General features: G+C 47.4%; 17 protein-coding genes. All 17 read left to right on the forward strand.

The window, feature by feature from the left end:
• Positions 1-218 precede the first annotated feature (218 nt).
• Positions 219-941 (forward strand): glycerophosphodiester phosphodiesterase, encoded by a 723-nt coding sequence (locus HED67_RS10670; protein WP_221718295.1) that lies wholly within the window; start codon positions 219-221, stop codon positions 939-941.
• A complete protein-coding gene (locus HED67_RS10675; protein WP_221718296.1) occupies positions 934-2,376 on the forward strand; it encodes an ethanolamine ammonia-lyase reactivating factor EutA in 1,443 nt (480 codons plus the stop codon). The genes HED67_RS10670 and HED67_RS10675 overlap by 8 nt, the downstream gene beginning before the upstream one ends.
• A 109-nt stretch (positions 2,377-2,485) precedes the next feature.
• Positions 2,486-3,865 (forward strand): ethanolamine ammonia-lyase subunit EutB, encoded by a 1,380-nt coding sequence (locus HED67_RS10680; protein WP_221718297.1) that lies wholly within the window; start codon positions 2,486-2,488, stop codon positions 3,863-3,865.
• Positions 3,865-4,878 (forward strand): ethanolamine ammonia-lyase subunit EutC, encoded by a 1,014-nt coding sequence (gene eutC, locus HED67_RS10685; RefSeq protein WP_178439916.1) that lies wholly within the window; start codon positions 3,865-3,867, stop codon positions 4,876-4,878. Before HED67_RS10680 ends, eutC begins: the two co-directional genes overlap by 1 nt.
• 15 nt (positions 4,879-4,893) lie before the next feature.
• A complete protein-coding gene (gene eutL / locus HED67_RS10690; RefSeq protein ID WP_221718298.1) occupies positions 4,894-5,553 on the forward strand; it encodes an ethanolamine utilization microcompartment protein EutL in 660 nt (219 codons plus the stop codon).
• Between the two features lie 29 nt (positions 5,554-5,582).
• Positions 5,583-7,181: an acetaldehyde dehydrogenase (acetylating) gene (locus HED67_RS10695; protein ID WP_221718299.1), complete on the forward strand. Its 1,599-nt coding sequence runs from the start codon at positions 5,583-5,585 to the stop codon at positions 7,179-7,181.
• Between the two features lie 150 nt (positions 7,182-7,331).
• Positions 7,332-7,628, forward strand: coding sequence for an ethanolamine utilization microcompartment protein EutM (gene eutM, locus HED67_RS10700; RefSeq protein WP_015513086.1), 297 nt, complete (start codon positions 7,332-7,334; stop codon positions 7,626-7,628).
• A gap of 34 nt (positions 7,629-7,662) precedes the next feature.
• On the forward strand, positions 7,663-9,105 hold the full coding sequence (gene pduL, locus HED67_RS10705; protein ID WP_221718300.1) for a phosphate propanoyltransferase: 1,443 nt from the start codon (positions 7,663-7,665) through the stop codon (positions 9,103-9,105).
• A gap of 83 nt (positions 9,106-9,188) precedes the next feature.
• Positions 9,189-9,866 carry a hypothetical protein gene (locus HED67_RS10710; protein ID WP_221718301.1) on the forward strand — a complete coding sequence of 226 codons (678 nt, stop codon included), beginning with the start codon at positions 9,189-9,191 and terminating at the stop codon, positions 9,864-9,866.
• Positions 9,867-9,954: 88 nt separating this feature from the next.
• On the forward strand, positions 9,955-10,245 hold the full coding sequence (locus HED67_RS10715; protein WP_221718302.1) for a EutN/CcmL family microcompartment protein: 291 nt from the start codon (positions 9,955-9,957) through the stop codon (positions 10,243-10,245).
• Positions 10,246-10,259: 14 nt separating this feature from the next.
• The gene (locus tag HED67_RS10720) at positions 10,260-11,642 is read left to right on the forward strand and encodes a 4Fe-4S dicluster domain-containing protein (RefSeq protein ID WP_221718303.1); all 1,383 of its coding nucleotides are present in this window, start codon (positions 10,260-10,262) and stop codon (positions 11,640-11,642) included.
• Between the two features lie 4 nt (positions 11,643-11,646).
• On the forward strand, positions 11,647-12,195 hold the full coding sequence (locus tag HED67_RS10725) for a BMC domain-containing protein (RefSeq protein WP_015513090.1): 549 nt from the start codon (positions 11,647-11,649) through the stop codon (positions 12,193-12,195).
• A gap of 358 nt (positions 12,196-12,553) precedes the next feature.
• The gene (locus HED67_RS10730; protein WP_015513091.1) at positions 12,554-12,901 is read left to right on the forward strand and encodes a BMC domain-containing protein; all 348 of its coding nucleotides are present in this window, start codon (positions 12,554-12,556) and stop codon (positions 12,899-12,901) included.
• Between the two features lie 12 nt (positions 12,902-12,913).
• Positions 12,914-13,363, forward strand: coding sequence for a EutP/PduV family microcompartment system protein (locus tag HED67_RS10735; RefSeq protein ID WP_178440240.1), 450 nt, complete (start codon positions 12,914-12,916; stop codon positions 13,361-13,363).
• A 521-nt stretch (positions 13,364-13,884) separates the two neighbouring features.
• Positions 13,885-14,220 carry a helix-turn-helix domain-containing protein gene (locus tag HED67_RS10740; protein ID WP_178440238.1) on the forward strand — a complete coding sequence of 112 codons (336 nt, stop codon included), beginning with the start codon at positions 13,885-13,887 and terminating at the stop codon, positions 14,218-14,220.
• 270 nt (positions 14,221-14,490) lie between these two features.
• Positions 14,491-14,928, forward strand: a complete 438-nt coding sequence (locus tag HED67_RS10745) for an Rpn family recombination-promoting nuclease/putative transposase (RefSeq protein WP_330656630.1) — start codon at positions 14,491-14,493, stop codon at positions 14,926-14,928.
• Between the two features lie 187 nt (positions 14,929-15,115).
• On the forward strand, positions 15,116-15,235 hold a 120-nt coding region (locus HED67_RS10750; protein WP_221718304.1), incomplete at its 3' end, for a helix-turn-helix domain-containing protein.

Genomic DNA, 15,235 nt, shown 5'->3' on the forward strand with positions numbered 1-15,235 from the left:
GAGGAGAATAATGCAGCGATACAATTACATATACAGCGCGTGGGAGAAGAAGAGCAGCGGGATAGACGGCCGATAGGGGCTGCCTGTTTCGCTGCGCTTTTTATACTGGTACATGGAAAGTATTTTGGCAGCAACGGTATTTTTGCAAGTGATTTATCGCGCAGATAACTGCATTCAGTGCTGAAATATGGTAAAATGGAAAGCAGGAGATGATAAATATGACTAAGAATTTTGCGCACCGCGGTTTCAGCGGCAAGTATCCTGAGAATACACTTCTGGCTTTCAGCAAAGCCATTGAAGAAGGGGTGGATGGTATTGAGAATGATGTCCATCTGACCAAGGACGGCGTTCTGGTTGTCATGCATGATGAACTGGTAGACCGTACAACGAATGGTAAGGGCTATATCAAGGATAAGACTTATGAGGAGCTGTCCCAGTTGGATGCATCTTATATTTTCAAGGAGTATGGACTACAGAAAGTGCCGACACTGAGAGAGTATCTGGAGCTGGTGAAGGATACGGATATTATCACGAATATTGAGTTGAAAACCGGTGTCTTTGAATATCCGGGCATTGAGCAGAAAGTCTATGATATGCTCAGAGAATTCGATATGGTGGACCGTATCATTATCTCTTCCTTCAATCACTATTCAGTCCTTCGTATGAAAGCCATTGACCCGGCTATCAAATGCGGTATGCTGGAGGAATCCTGGCTGATCAATGCAGGTGCTTACGTGGCTTCCACAGGTGTGGAATGCTTCCATCCGTTCTTCAAGAACATGACGCCGGAGAATGTGGCTGAGGTGAAATCTCACGGACTGGAGATCAATACATGGACAGTGAATGAAGAAGAAGATATCAGGGAGATGTTCAGAGTCGGTGTAGATTCCGTCATCGGCAACTATCCGGACCTTGTGAACAAGATCAGAAACAATGGCTGATAAGACCGCAATTTTAAGCGTTGGCATCGATGTGGGCACTTCCACTACCCAGGTGGTTTTCAGCAAACTGCAGATGGACAATGCGGGGGGATATTTTTCAGTTCCCAGAGTGGCTATTGTGGACAAAGAAGTGGTCTATAAGAGTGAAGTCTATATGACCCCTTTGAAGACAGATGTGCTGATCGATACCGAGGCCCTTCGGGACATTGTGGCTGCCGAATTCCGTAAGGCCGGTTACAGACCGGAGGATACGGACAGCGGTGCAGTGATTATCACCGGCGAGTCTGCAAGGAAGGAGAACTCCGATGCGGTGCTGAAAAGTCTGTCGGATTTTGCCGGAGATTTTGTTGTTTCGGCAGCGGGACCGGATATGGAATCCCTGATTGCAGGTAAAGGCAGCGGTGCCTGGCAGTACAGCATGGACCATCATTGCCGGGTGGCGAATCTGGATATCGGCGGCGGTACAACCAATGTCGTCCTGTTTGAGGATGGTGAGACGGCGGCCAGAGGTTGTCTGGATATCGGCGGCCGGTTAATCTGTATGAACCCACAGGGCATTATTACGAAAGTCAGTCCGGCGGCAGCAGTGATGGCACAGGCGGCAGGGGTTTCTGTTCATATAGGCGACAGAGGCGATGAAAAGGCATTGTCGGCGGTGACGCGGCAGATGGCAGCGGCACTGAATGTGTATCTGGGAGTTGGCACCAAAGATATTGATGCAATTTTAAGGCAAATTAAAACCCCGGGAAGCAGTGATTTTCCGGTGCCGGAGAAAGTACAGGCGGTATTCTTTTCCGGCGGTGTGGCGGATTTGATTTACCATGAGTCTGCGGATACATGGGCTTATGGTGATATCGGCGTTCTGCTGGGCAGAGCCATTCGGGAAAGTCGTTTATTTACGGATTTTCAAAAAATGGAGCCAGGAGAGACCATTCGTGCCACGGTTGTGGGTGCCGGGACATATACAACGACGATTTCAGGAAGTACCATTACTTATTCCGATGATATTTTTCCATTGAAAAATATTCCGGTGATCAAGCTGGATGAAGAATTGCAGGAAGCCTGTTTTGCCGGTGAGACAGAACCTGTTATCCGGCGGATTCAGTGGGTATTGGGACAGAATGATGAGGAACACTTTATTTTGGCGATGCCCGGCAAGAGAAACCCGGGATATATGGAAATGAAGCGGGCCGCAGCATCGATTCGGCAGATTATGGACAGGGTGCAGCCGCCCGGGGAACCGATTCTTCTGGTGATAGAGAGTGATATTGCCAAGGCCATGGGGCAGATGATCCGGCAACAGCCGGATTTGAAGCGTCAGGTGGTGGCCATTGACAGTATTCATGTGGAAGACGGTGAATATGTGGATATGGGAAAGCCGATGATGAACGGCATGGTCATTCCTGTGGTAGTGAAAACATTAATTTTTGGATAAAATATGAGCTGTTTGGAACCGATGATTGTTAATGTCAGTGGTGGATGCTGATGAAGAGAGAAGGTTTTGAACAGTAATAATAAGAGTATAAAAGAAAGAGGGTGATGGAGTGAAATTGGCAACAGTGCTTTCAGGGCAGGCCTTTGTGTTCCGGTCCCTGAAAGAAGTTCTGGCAAAAGCCAATGAGCTGAAATCCGGCGATGTGCTGGCTGGTGTGGCGGCATCCTCAGATTTGGAGAGAATTGCGGCGAAAGAAGTGCTTAGTCAGCTGCTTTTGTCAGACTTGCGCAATCATCCGGTTGTTCCCTATGAAGAGGACGAAGTAACCAGGATTAATCAGGATGGAATTGATGAGACAGTTTATCAGCGCATCAAAAACTGGACGGTGGCTGAGCTGAGGGAATATATCCTCAGCCATGAGACCACAGAAGACGACATTCATCTTCTGAGCAAAGGATTGACCAGTGAGATGGTGGCGGCGGTCTGCAAGCTGATGACCAATATGGATCTGGTGTATGGGGCCAGCAAGGTGCGTGTGCCGGCTCACTGCAATACCACTATCGGTCTTCGGGGTACATTGGCGACACGACTTCAGCCGAATCATTCCACGGACAATGTGGAAGGCATCACAGCGTCATTATTTGAAGGCCTCAGTTACGGCTGCGGGGATGCACTGATTGGCCTGAACCCGGTGAATGATACGGTTTCCAGTCTTTCGGAAGTGCTGAAACGTTTTGATGAGGTGAAGCACCGCTTTGAGATTCCGACACAGATCTGTGTGCTGGGACATATTACGACACAGATTGAAGCGGTCAAAAACGGTGCTCCGGCGGATATGATCTTCCAGTCTATTGCCGGAAGTGAAAAAGGCAACAGAGCTTTTGGTTTTAGTGCTGCGACGGTGGAAGAAGCCATGGCACTTCTGAAGGAAAAAGGTACCGGAGAAGGGCCGGATGTAATGTATTTTGAGACAGGACAGGGCTCAGAATTGTCATCGGATGCCCATTATGGCGCCGATCAGGTAACGATGGAGGCCAGATGCTATGGCTTTGCCAGAGCGTATCATCCCTTTATGGTTAATACTGTCGTTGGTTTTATCGGGCCGGAATATCTTTATGACAGCCGTCAGGTGATCCGTGCCGGACTGGAAGACCATTTTATGGGAAAGCTGACAGGCATTCCAATGGGCTGTGACTGCTGCTACACCAATCACATGCAGGCAGACCAGAATGATATTGAGAATCTGTCCATGTTGTTGGCATCGGCCGGGGTTAATTATATTCTCGGCGTGCCTACCAGCGATGATGTCATGCTGAATTATCAGACAAATGCCTACCACGATGTGGCTACTATTCGTGAGATTCTTGGGCTTCGTCCGATTAAAGAATTTGACCAGTGGCTGGAGAAGATGGGTATTAGTGAAAATGGCAAGCTGACAAAATATGCCGGCGACCCGACTTTATTTACAAAGAGGGGAGGCGGTATCTGATGAATATAGATGAAGCGTTGATTGAACGGATTATCCGTGAAGTTGTTTCACAGGTTGTGGCTGAAAAAGCGGCTGGGGGCGGACAGAATGGCTCTGCTTCAGGAAATAATCAGAACAGTATGCAATCAGTGAATTTGGGACAGATTGAACAGCTGGTGAAAAATGTTGCTTCCGGTGATGGACAAACATCATTTGGTGGACAAACATCGAATGCCGGTGGATATCATCCAGAAGAGCCAGTTCATGATGTGGATATCGAGGAAGATATTACTTCCCGTGAAGTGAAGAAACGTCCACTGATCGATCAGCCTCAGGACCCGGAGGCGTTGGAAAGGATGATGCGTCTGACAACAGCCCGCATCGGTGTTGGCTGTGCTGGACCAAGGCTGAAGACCCAGACGCTGCTGACTCTCAGGGCAGACCATGCCAGAGCAAGGGATGCGGTGATGCTGGATGTGCATCAGGATGTTATTGACAATCTGAAACTTTTCAGTGTCCAGACCCGCTGTCAGGACAAGAATGAATTCCTGACCCGACCGGATCTGGGACGAAGACTCAGTGAAGATGGGGTTCAGAAAGTCAAAGACCAGTGTATCGAAGCACCGGATGTGCAGCTGATCGTGGCAGATGGCCTAAGTTCCACCGCTATTAATGCCAACATTGAAAATGTGCTGCCGGTGCTGATGGATGGTCTTTCTGCTGCAGGATTGAGAGTAGGTACACCATTTTTTGTCCGATATGGCCGTGTGGCTGTGGAGGATGAGATTGCGGAGCTTGTGGGAGCGAAGGTAGTCTGCATTTTCGTGGGTGAGCGTCCGGGACTTGGAACAGCGGAGAGTATGAGTGCGTATCTGGCCTACAATGCGAAAATCGGTATGCCGGAGGCACGCAGAACCGTTGTTTCCAATATCCATAAAGACGGTATCACGGCTGTAGAGGCCGGTGCTTATCTGACGGATTTGATTCAGAAGATCTTGGATAAGAAGGCCAGCGGCGTTGAGTTACAGAATTAGGCAGGGGGAATACACATGAAAAATGATCCGATCAGGACGAAGGTGTTGAGTATCAGGCTGATCCCCAATGCTGACAGATTTCTGCTAAAGGCGATGCAGGTAAAGGAAGGACATCGGAGTCTTGGCCTGATCACAACGGACTGTGATGATGTTTCCTATGCGGCTCTTGATGAAGCGACCAAGAAGGCAGACGTGTCGGTGGCCTATGCAAGGAGCATGTACGCCGGTTCATCCAATGCCAGTACGGCTCTTGCCGGTGAGTTTATCGGTATTTTGTCCGGTGAGAATCCGGAGGATGTGAAAAGCGGGCTGGCGGCAGCTGTCAGTTACATAGAAAATGATGCCTGTTTTTACAGTGCCAATGATGATGACAGTATTGTTTATTTTGCCCAGTGCATATCAAGGACCGGCAGTTATCTGTCGGAGATGGCCGGTGTGCCGGAAGGAACGGCGATGGCTTATCTGATCGCACCGCCGTTGGAAGCGGTGACGGGACTGGATGCGGCGTTGAAAGCGGCAGATGTGGAAATGAATTTATTTTATGGGCCGCCTACAGAGACCAACTTTGCCGGAGGACTGCTGACAGGTGATCAGGCAGCGTGTCGGGCGGCCTGTGAAGCATTTCGTGAAACCATATGCAGGATTGCAGAGCATCCTGTTGAAAACATAGATTAAGAGACTTTTGGAAAAGAAGGTGAAACAGAGTGGATTTTGATAAGGACCTCCAATCGATTCAGGAAGTGAGATGGCTTGTTGCGAAGGCAGTTGTAGCTCAGAAGGAGCTGGCAAAGATGTCACAGCAGCAGGTGGATGGGATTGCAAAGGCGATTGCTGATGCCTGTGCGGCTCAGTCGGAGCGTCTGGCGAAGATGGCTGTGGAGGAAACTGGATTTGGTATATGGCAGGATAAGGTATTGAAGAATCTGCTTGGTTCGGCGATTACATGGGATAGTGTCAAGGACATGAAAACTGTGGGTATCATCAAAGATGACAAGCAGAATGGGCTGATGGAAGTCGGCGTGCCAATGGGGGTTGTGGCAGCATTGATCCCATCCACAAACCCGACATCCACAACAATGTACAAGTCGATTATTTCAATCAAAGCGGGCAATGCTATTGTTATCAGTCCGCATCCGAATGCCAAGAATTGTATTATTGAGACTGCAAAGGTCATTTGTGAAGCAGCCAGAAAAGCCGGTGCGCCGGAGGGCATTGTGCAATGTATTACACTGCCGACGATGGAAGCCACAGATGCACTCCTGAAGAACAGAAATATCGGTATTATTCTGGCAACAGGCGGCGAAGCCATGGTGCGTGCGGCTTACAGTTCGGGTAATCCGGCTCTGGGCGTTGGTCCGGGCAATGGACCTGCCTTTATTGAAAAGTCAGCGAATATCCCTGTGGCTGTCAAGCGTATTATGGACAGCAAGACATTTGACAATGGTACGATTTGTGCATCAGAGCAGAGTATTATTACGGAGCGCTGCATTGAGCAAAAGGTGGTGGATGAAGTCAGCCGTCAGGGCGGTTATTTTATGACACCGGAAGAATCTGAGAAATTGTCCAAATTTATCCTCAGAGCTAATGGCACCATGAATCCGAAGATTGTCGGAAAGAGTGCCCAGACACTGGCAGATATGGCGGGCATCCGTATTCCTGCCGGTACAAGAGTGCTTGTTTCAAGGCAGAGAACCGTGGGTAAGGACAATCCTTATTCCAGAGAAAAACTTTGTCCGATTCTGGCGTTTTATGTGGAGGATGGATGGGAAGAAGCCTGCCGCCGTTCCATTGAAATTTTAAATAACGAAGGCGCCGGACATACAATGACCATTCACAGTGAAGATGCAGATGTCATCCGTGAATTTGCCCTTCAGAAACCGGTGTCCAGATTGCTGGTGAATACACCGGGAGCCCTTGGCGGTGTCGGTGCAACAACTGGTCTTCAGCCGGCATTGACACTGGGCTGCGGTTCTGTCGGCGGCAGTGCCACATCAGATAATGTCAGCCCGCTGAATTTGATCAATATCCGCCGTGTGGCATGGGGACTTTGCGAACTGAAAGATCTGAGAAAACAGCAGGAGCAGATGACAGGCGTATCTGCTGCACCACAGAGTACTTTTGGTTCAGGCAGTCATGCAGGAGGCAGCTGTGGACAAAGTTCTGTATTTGGCAGTGGTTCTAATGCCGGAGCAGCCTGCGGTAATGCCAATAATGGAGCGGCTTGCGGCAGTCCGGAGATTACGGAAGACGATATTGCCAAAATTACAAAGGCAGTACTTCAGAAACTAGGCGCATTAAATTAAAACGGCACTAAAGGTGCGAATCATGATATAATGAGCGTTAGTGAGCGGGAGCACGCAATGCTTGCTCATCGCGAACGGCGAATGGCGATCATGATATAATGAAAACAATTAAATTCGGGATTTTCCCGCAGAATTACGGAGGTAAATATTATGGCAGACAGATTATTAGCATTAGGTATGATTGAAACAAAAGGTCTTGTAGGTTCTATTGAAGCAGCAGATGCAATGGTTAAAGCAGCGAATGTCAACTTAATCGGCAAGGTACATGTTGGCGGCGGTCTTGTAACTGTTATGGTAAGAGGCGATGTAGGTGCTGTTAAGGCAGCAACAGACGCAGGTGCAGCAGCAGCTTCCCGTGTTGGTGAACTTGTTTCTGTACATGTCATCCCAAGACCACACGAAGAGATCGAATACATTCTGCCGACACTGACAACTTCTGACAGATAGGACAGGCTTTTGGCCTGACAGCAGGTGAGCATAGATGGAGATTTTAACAGATATTGCGCTGCGGGCCCACTGGTTCCGCAGCCATGAGAAAGCGTACCATGTATCAAAGGATACGATGCTGACGCCTGCAGCGAGAGATTTTATCAGAGAACACGGAATCACGCTTATATATGAAGATTCAGCGTTGGAAGGACAGCCGGAAGTTGAAGTTTCCTCTGTACCGGAATCAGTTAAGGCAGTGAATCAGCTGCCGAAAAAAGCAGCAGAATCTGCCGATGAACACTATAAGGCCATGCCCATGGCGGCTGTTCCGCAGGGAGCCGACCACAAACCGCAGTATGTCAATGGAGAGACAGGAGAAGTTCTCAGCGTGAAGCCTGAGAATATGACCCATCTTCATGGCAATGTTCTTGTACCGAAGACCCATCCGCAAATTGCTTTTCGCGGGATGCTGGACAGCCTGGAAGCGAAGATTATGTCTTTGCAGGTGGCGGCTTCTGAGAATGGATTGCATCGACTGACAGATGCACTGGATGAAGTGCTGGCATATGTACGCCAGATTCTCAGTGCAGAAGTTTTGGACAAGGAACTCGGAGAGATCCATCTGCTTGGTCTGGACAGTGCGGAACTGCGCTATGAGTCCCATCATATCAAGGAGATTTATGGCATTCCGCATCCGATGCCGGAATACAGAATGGGTCGGATATGTATCGGCCTGAATGAGCTTAGAACTTTTGTCAGAGAGACAGAATTGGCGGCGGCCAGAGCTTTCCAGTCCGGGGATACATGTACACGGCCGGATATTGTGGAAGCCATGAATCGGCTCAGCAGTGTGATTTATATTCTGTTCTGCAGGCAGCTGACGGGCAGATGGCCCGGTCAGCTGGAGACGTCAGAGACGAAAGATCTTCCGGGATTTCTTGTGGAAGCATCCGGGCGTCATGTGCATCTGACGCAGCAGGCGATTGATGTGCTTTTCGGGGAGAATCTGCATGAGAAGAGTCCCCTCAGCCAGCCGGGACAGTATGCATCCGAAGAACGTGTCCGTCTGGTGACAGCCAAGGGTGAGATTGACAATGTGGTTGTTCTGGGACCGCCGAGAGGTGCTGTTCAGGTGGAGATGTCTCTGACAGATGCCAGAATCCTCGGTATTACGATACCTGTGAATCTTTCCGGTGATCTAAAGGGGGCCGCAGACGTGATCCTTGTGGGACCGAAGGGTATTTACAATGCTGTGGGTTCCGTCATTGCATCCAAGGCACATATTCATATGACACCGGAGGATGCCAGATTATACGGTGTTGAAGATGGGGACAGTGTGGCTGTACGATTGGAGACAGAGCGTCCGGTGACGATTGATGATGTGATTATCCGTGTCAGTGAGAAATTCTCGTTGGCGATGCATATGGATTATGATGAAGCCAATGCCTGCTCCTACAAGAAGGGTGACATGGGCTATATTATCAAGAAGAATTAGGAAAATTCAGAGGCGTTGTTTCAGGAGACTGTCTTTGGATATCTATAGATGAAACACCCGCTTTAGGGGAGGTTTTTGAGAAAATGGATGAAAAGTTAATGAAGCAGATTGTGGAGGCTGTCATGCAGGAATTGATGGCACAGCGGTCGAATGCTTCGGCATGCACGGAAGGGCTGGACAAGCTTCTGGTGATTGGTGATTTGCAGGCAGTGCCGGCGGATATGGCTGAGAAGTACCAGATTTTCCTGATTGACGACTATATTCAGAACAAGAATATTCATCGTTACCAGAAGATTTTGATTACCAGCCTGACATTGGTGCAGATGTCCGATATTGCTCAGGGGAGAGATGGTTCGCCGGAAGCCTGTGCAGTAATCAATGGACTTCTGAATGGTTTAGATGTGTGCATGACAGAAGCGGCTTTTCCACATAGGAAATATGCAGGAAAGAGCAGCTGCCGTCTGTATGAAGTCATTGAGAATAATGCGCGGATGCTGCAATCCTTTGGCATTAAGCTGTTGAAAGAATGCAAAGTCGGAGCAGCGCCGATACCGGCGAAGCCTCCGAAGTATCAGGCACCGCCGGTCGAAGTGCCGAAGGGCACTGGTCATACAACAACAGACCGGCTGATCACAGAGGATGTTGCCCGTTCCTTAATTGACGGCGGCAATACGGCGATCCGTCTGGCAGCCAATGCCATTGTGACACCGTCTGCCTGGGATTTGTTCAAGCAGAAGGGCATTGAAGTTATCAGAAAGTAGTTGGAGCAGGACTATTTTTTGACGTATGGATTTATAGATATGGTGCAGCAATGCACAAAGCTGCACCATTTGAGAAGGGGAGCATGAAATGCTGATATGTAAAGTTGTCGGTCATGTATGGGCGACGAAGAAGGAAGAGGGCTTGGAAGGTCTGAAGCTGATGGTCGTGCAGGAAATCGACGGTAACGGCAGAAAGAAGGGAAGCACCTTCGTGGCTGCGGATGTAGTCGGTGCCGGTATCGGAGAGCAGGTGCTGACTGTCAGCGGAAGTACGGCACGAAAGGCTTTTGGAAAAGATACAGTGCCGGTGGATGCTGCAATCGTGGCCATTATCGATACTGTTGAAGTGAATCGGGAAGCTGCCAGGGGCAGTGAATAGAGGTGCATGCATAAGTGGATCTGATAAAACAAATATTTGACAGCGGCGTTGTGGGATGCGGCGGTGCAGGTTTTCCAACCCATGTGAAACTGAAGGCATCACCGGAAATCCTGATTATCAATGGAGCGGAATGTGAACCGCTGCTGAGAACAGACCGATATCTGATGATTCATGAGGCTGAGAAGCTGGTGTCAGGAGTGGACCTGATCTGTCGTGAATTGTCGATACCTGAAGGCAGGATTGCCTTGAAAAAGACATATACCAAAGAAATCGAAGCACTGACAGCAGCTATTGAGAAGCTGCATTCGAAGGTGCAGCTGCATCTGATGGATAGTTTTTATCCGGCGGGTGATGAGCAGGTGGTTGTTTATGAAGTAACTGGCAAGGTGGTTCCTCCGGCAGGAATTCCGCTGGATGTGGGTGCTATTGTTGATAACGTGGCAACTATTATTGCCGTAGCTGATGCAGTGAGTGGTATACCTTTTACGGAGAAATATCTCACTGTGACAGGGGAAGTCAGGGAGCCGTCGGTTCTGAAAGTGCCGGTGGGAACTTCCTTTGCCCAGTGTATTGAGATGGCAGGCGGAACGACATCGGACAAAGTGATGGTTGTTTCCGGCGGTCCGATGATGGGGGTACCGATGTCCTGGGAAGCAGCCATGAATGCGTCGGTGACAAAGACAACCTCCGGCATTCTGGTTCTTCCGGAGGATGGCGCTATTGACCGACGCAGGAAAACACAGCTGAATCATATGCTGAACCGGGCGAAAGCTGCCTGCATTCAGTGCACATTCTGTACGCAGCTCTGTCCGAGACATATGTTGGGACATCCGCTGCAGCCGCACCGCATTATGCGGAAAATGGCTATGAACATGCCGCATCAGGATAATCATGAGACGACAAAAGACCACTGGATTTTGCCGGAACTCCTGGAGGACAAGGATATCCGGCAGGCAGCCATCTGCAGTGAGTGTGGTGTCTGTGAAGTTTATGCCTGTCCGATGGGGCTTCAGCCGAGAGTGGTCAACAGTCTGATCAAAGGTGAGCTGGCGCAGGCAGGGATCTGCTACAGCAGAGAGGGCGATACCTGGGAGGCAGATGCTAACCGGCCATACCGTAAGGTGCCGACCAAGCGGATTGCGGCCAGAGCCGGTGTTGGTGCTTATTATCATATTGATGGACATATATATAAGGAAGAAACGGCTTCAAAAGTTGTACTTCCGTTGAAGATGAACATCGGTGTACCGGCTGAACCTGTGATTTCAGATGGTGCACATGTTGAAAAAGGACAGCTCATTGCAGTCTGTCCGGAGGGCAAATTAGGTGCAAATCTCCATGCCAGTATTTCAGGAACTGCGCATTTGACGGGAAATGCCATTACAATAACAGAGGTGTAGGCAGATGTTAGAAACAATAGGATTTTTGGAATTGAATAGTATTGCTAAAGGCGTAGAAGCTGCCGACCTCATTTTGAAAACAGCTGAGGTAGATTTGATTTTTGCCAAAGCTGGATGCCCGGGCAAATACTACATTCTTTTTACCGGGGAAGTGGCAGCAGTCAAAGCGTCACTGGATGCAGGTGCGGCTATCGGCGGTAATCATACTGTAGACAGCTGTGTCATTCCGAGGGTACATCCCCAGGTCATCAAAGCCATTAATCTGGCAGCTGAACCGGGAACGCCGGGAGCCATCGGTGTCATGGAATTTTTCAGCGTGACAGCTTCTGTTTATGCGGCAGATGCGGCAGTCAAAGCAGCTGATGTGGACTTAATCGATGTCCGGTTGGGAACAGGTATCGGCGGGAAATCCTTCGTCGTACTGACGGGAGAAGTTGCTGCAGTACGAGAAGCCATCGAATGCGGCATTCATACGGAGAACGCAGAAGGAATGGAAGTATCACACGTGGTGATTCCAAACCCGCGCAAAGAAATTTTCGATTCGCTTTTATAGGGGGCCATGGCCGCTCAGGAGGCTGAGAACACAGCTTATGGCATCATATACTTTTTGTACATCACTGCACAGGGATGTTCCGATGAGCCCCGAACAAAATCGTGTTCAGCAAAGGCTTCCACGATTTGGGTCTCATCTCCACAGTGCAGAATATGTACAGAAAGTATATGTGCCATAAGCCGTGTATCCAGGTGTATTGAGCGGCGAATGTCTCCTTATAAAAGAGAATCTGTTGGTAGAATGAGTTGTGGTCTGCGGATAGCAGTTTTGGATGTTACAGTTTGTAATACATACGAAATTCATAGACAGTTGTGAGCGATGAATTACTAATTGTTCACAACGTCTGAGAGGTTGTACAATGGAACAGGAAAAACAAAGAATTATTCAGGAGTTTGTGCCTGGTAAACAGGTGACTTTGGCGCATGTGATTGCGAATCCTGACAGCAGTTTATATAAGAAGTTAGGTGTTATCGGTGATTATACCGGGGCTCTTGGTATTATGACGATCACACCCAGTGAAGGTGCGATTATCGGTGCTGATGTGGCGATGAAGGCTGCCAATGTGGAGGTTGTGTTTGTGGACCGTTTCAATGGTTCGCTGATTATCAATGGAACAGTGGCTGATGTGGAGGCAGCGGTGAAAGATGTATTAAATGTTCTTGAGAATACACTGCATTTTGCACCGACAGTGATTACCAAGTCTTAATCGGGTGATGATATGAAGAAAATTATTTTAATCGGCAATGTGGCCTGCGGCAAGACAACGATTTGCCAATATCTGAACCACATGGAAATCAAATACAAAAAGACACAGGCGCTGGAGGTCTATAACACGACCATTGATACGCCGGGGGAATATCTTGAGAATCGCGGTTATCTGCGGTCGCTGATGGTAACAGCCACAGAGACGGATCAGGTTGTTTTTGTGCAGGACGCCAGCAGAGATCAGTTCTTTTTCTCACCGGGACAATCCAGCGCTTTTACATTGCCTGTGGCTGGTGTTGTGACAAAAATTGACATTGCGACACCGAAACAGATTGCAGATGCGGTTGAACTGCTTCAATTGGCCGGTGCGGACCCGATTTTTAAAGTCAGTCCAATGACCGGAGAAGGAATGGAAGAACTGGCAGCATTTCTTGAAGAGAAGGAAGCGGCAGCGGAAGATTGATATTAGGCATAGAAACAGTTCTTCGGAACAATCATATTCGGAAAGATGAAAGTCGGATTTTGATGTTGAGAGAAATATCAAGCCGACTTTTTTATGTAATTTTATGCTTTTGTAAAAATGTGTATTTTTCAATAAAATATTCTGAAAAAATGTGTAAAATTGCGATGAAAAACGTGCAAAAATGTGTTATGTTAAATTCAGGCGATATACAAAAGCCAGAGCATGCGATTCGTTTTTCGAAGCGCGGATATCGTAAAGATGGGCAGATTACTAATATCCCGTTATACTTAGCAAGTAAAACAAAAGAGCTGTTGTAGGAATACTTGCGTAAATGATGAAATTAATGGTGACAATAGTCGTGTGTTTGTGACGAGTAAAATAAAGAAAATCTATGTGAAATATTAAAAATCATGTATAAAAGTAAAAATATATTACGAAATTAGTGTATAACAGAATACTTCTGTATAGCATTGTAAACGTAACTGTCAAAATTTGTTATGATGAGTACAGAGGTGTTTCAAATGAGAAATGAAAATGAACGATTTGTAGAAATGGGAAAGAGAATCAGAGCGAGGCGATTAAGCCTGAAGATGAAACAGATGGAGCTGGCGGAGAAGGTAGATATCTCCAATAATCATATTTCATCCATCGAGAGAGGAATAGAACGTCCGGGACTGGATTCATTCATCAGGATCTGTGATGTGTTGGATGTTACGCCGGATTATCTTTTGCTGGGTTCTATGAAATCAAATGATGTACCGAAGAACATTACGGATAATTTGAAATTGTGTACAGATGAAGAAATTCGTCTGGTGGAAGCAATGACGCAGTATCTGGTGGAGCAGCATAAGAAATAAGTAAGCCATGAACATTTTAGGCGTAATGTAGAAATAATTGAACAACACAGATGAAAAGACTGCTACTTTATTGAAAAACAGGATTCATTTATATATGTATCATGAGAATTTGATAAAGTAGCAGTCTTTTGTGTTTTTAAATGCTGGAAGTGGAATTTGTAAAGGAAGTAATAATGAGCCTTTGCCAAGTATTTCTATTGTTTCGTGACAGCTTGGAGAGTATAATAGAGTTACAGGATTCCTCTTGCAAGTTTATGTGGGAGGAAATAGATGAGAAAGAGACTACAAGACTTAACGATCAAAGATGCTTTTATGTTTGCGGCAGTGATGTCGGATGCAGAGCAGTGCCGCCACCTGTTAGAATTAGTGCTGGAAATGAAAATTCTGGAAGTAAATGTTGTGGCTGAGAAGACCATCAGTTATCATCCGGAGTATCATGGTGTGAGATTAGATGTCATGGCAGAAGAAGCTGGAACAAAACGCCGATTTAATGTGGAGATGCAGGTGAAGACAGAAACCGTATTAGCTAAACGAAGCAGATATTATCATGCGCAGATGGATATGGATGCATTACTTACGGGAGAGACGTATGACCAATTGCCGGATACATATGTCATCTTTATATGTGATTTTGTACCATTTGATAGTCGTTTGTATCGGTACAATATCCGCAATGTAGTTCGTGAGACAAATGAATTATTGAAATAAGGCTACCGCAATCCCACTGGCTTTAGACGGTGGGTTAAGGTAGTCAAAAGTTAGATATTATTGTATACTTATGGCAGGGAAACATGGAAAACTAAAAACAGGTACAAATACTTATTACGATATCACATGTATCAGAAAAAAGGCTAAAAAGGTATATAGAAACCAAAGGTTAAGGCGGTGGCAGCAGATGTTAAAAGCATATAAATACAGAATATATCCCACTAATGAGCAGAAAGAACAGATAGCAAAGACATTTGGCTGCTGCCGTTTTGTGTATAATCGGACACTGGCGTATCGAAAAGAAGCA

Source organism: Pseudocoprococcus catus, assembly GCF_019734885.1.
Taxonomy (GTDB): domain Bacteria; phylum Bacillota; class Clostridia; order Lachnospirales; family Lachnospiraceae; genus Coprococcus_A; species Coprococcus_A catus.

Coding starts and splice junctions, on each gene's coding strand:
- HED67_RS10710 (WP_221718301.1), top strand. CDS start 9,189: ATGGATGAAAAGTTAATGAAGCAGATTGTGGAGGCTGTCATGCAGGAA.
- HED67_RS10725 (WP_015513090.1), top strand. CDS start 11,647: ATGTTAGAAACAATAGGATTTTTGGAATTGAATAGTATTGCTAAAGGC.
- pduL (WP_221718300.1), top strand. CDS start 7,663: ATGGAGATTTTAACAGATATTGCGCTGCGGGCCCACTGGTTCCGCAGC.
- HED67_RS10675 (WP_221718296.1), top strand. CDS start 934: ATGGCTGATAAGACCGCAATTTTAAGCGTTGGCATCGATGTGGGCACT.
- eutM (WP_015513086.1), top strand. CDS start 7,332: ATGGCAGACAGATTATTAGCATTAGGTATGATTGAAACAAAAGGTCTT.
- HED67_RS10670 (WP_221718295.1), top strand. CDS start 219: ATGACTAAGAATTTTGCGCACCGCGGTTTCAGCGGCAAGTATCCTGAG.
- eutC (WP_178439916.1), top strand. CDS start 3,865: ATGAATATAGATGAAGCGTTGATTGAACGGATTATCCGTGAAGTTGTT.
- HED67_RS10745 (WP_330656630.1), top strand. CDS start 14,491: ATGAGAAAGAGACTACAAGACTTAACGATCAAAGATGCTTTTATGTTT.
- HED67_RS10715 (WP_221718302.1), top strand. CDS start 9,955: ATGCTGATATGTAAAGTTGTCGGTCATGTATGGGCGACGAAGAAGGAA.
- HED67_RS10740 (WP_178440238.1), top strand. CDS start 13,885: ATGAGAAATGAAAATGAACGATTTGTAGAAATGGGAAAGAGAATCAGA.
- HED67_RS10735 (WP_178440240.1), top strand. CDS start 12,914: ATGAAGAAAATTATTTTAATCGGCAATGTGGCCTGCGGCAAGACAACG.
- HED67_RS10730 (WP_015513091.1), top strand. CDS start 12,554: ATGGAACAGGAAAAACAAAGAATTATTCAGGAGTTTGTGCCTGGTAAA.
- eutL (WP_221718298.1), top strand. CDS start 4,894: ATGAAAAATGATCCGATCAGGACGAAGGTGTTGAGTATCAGGCTGATC.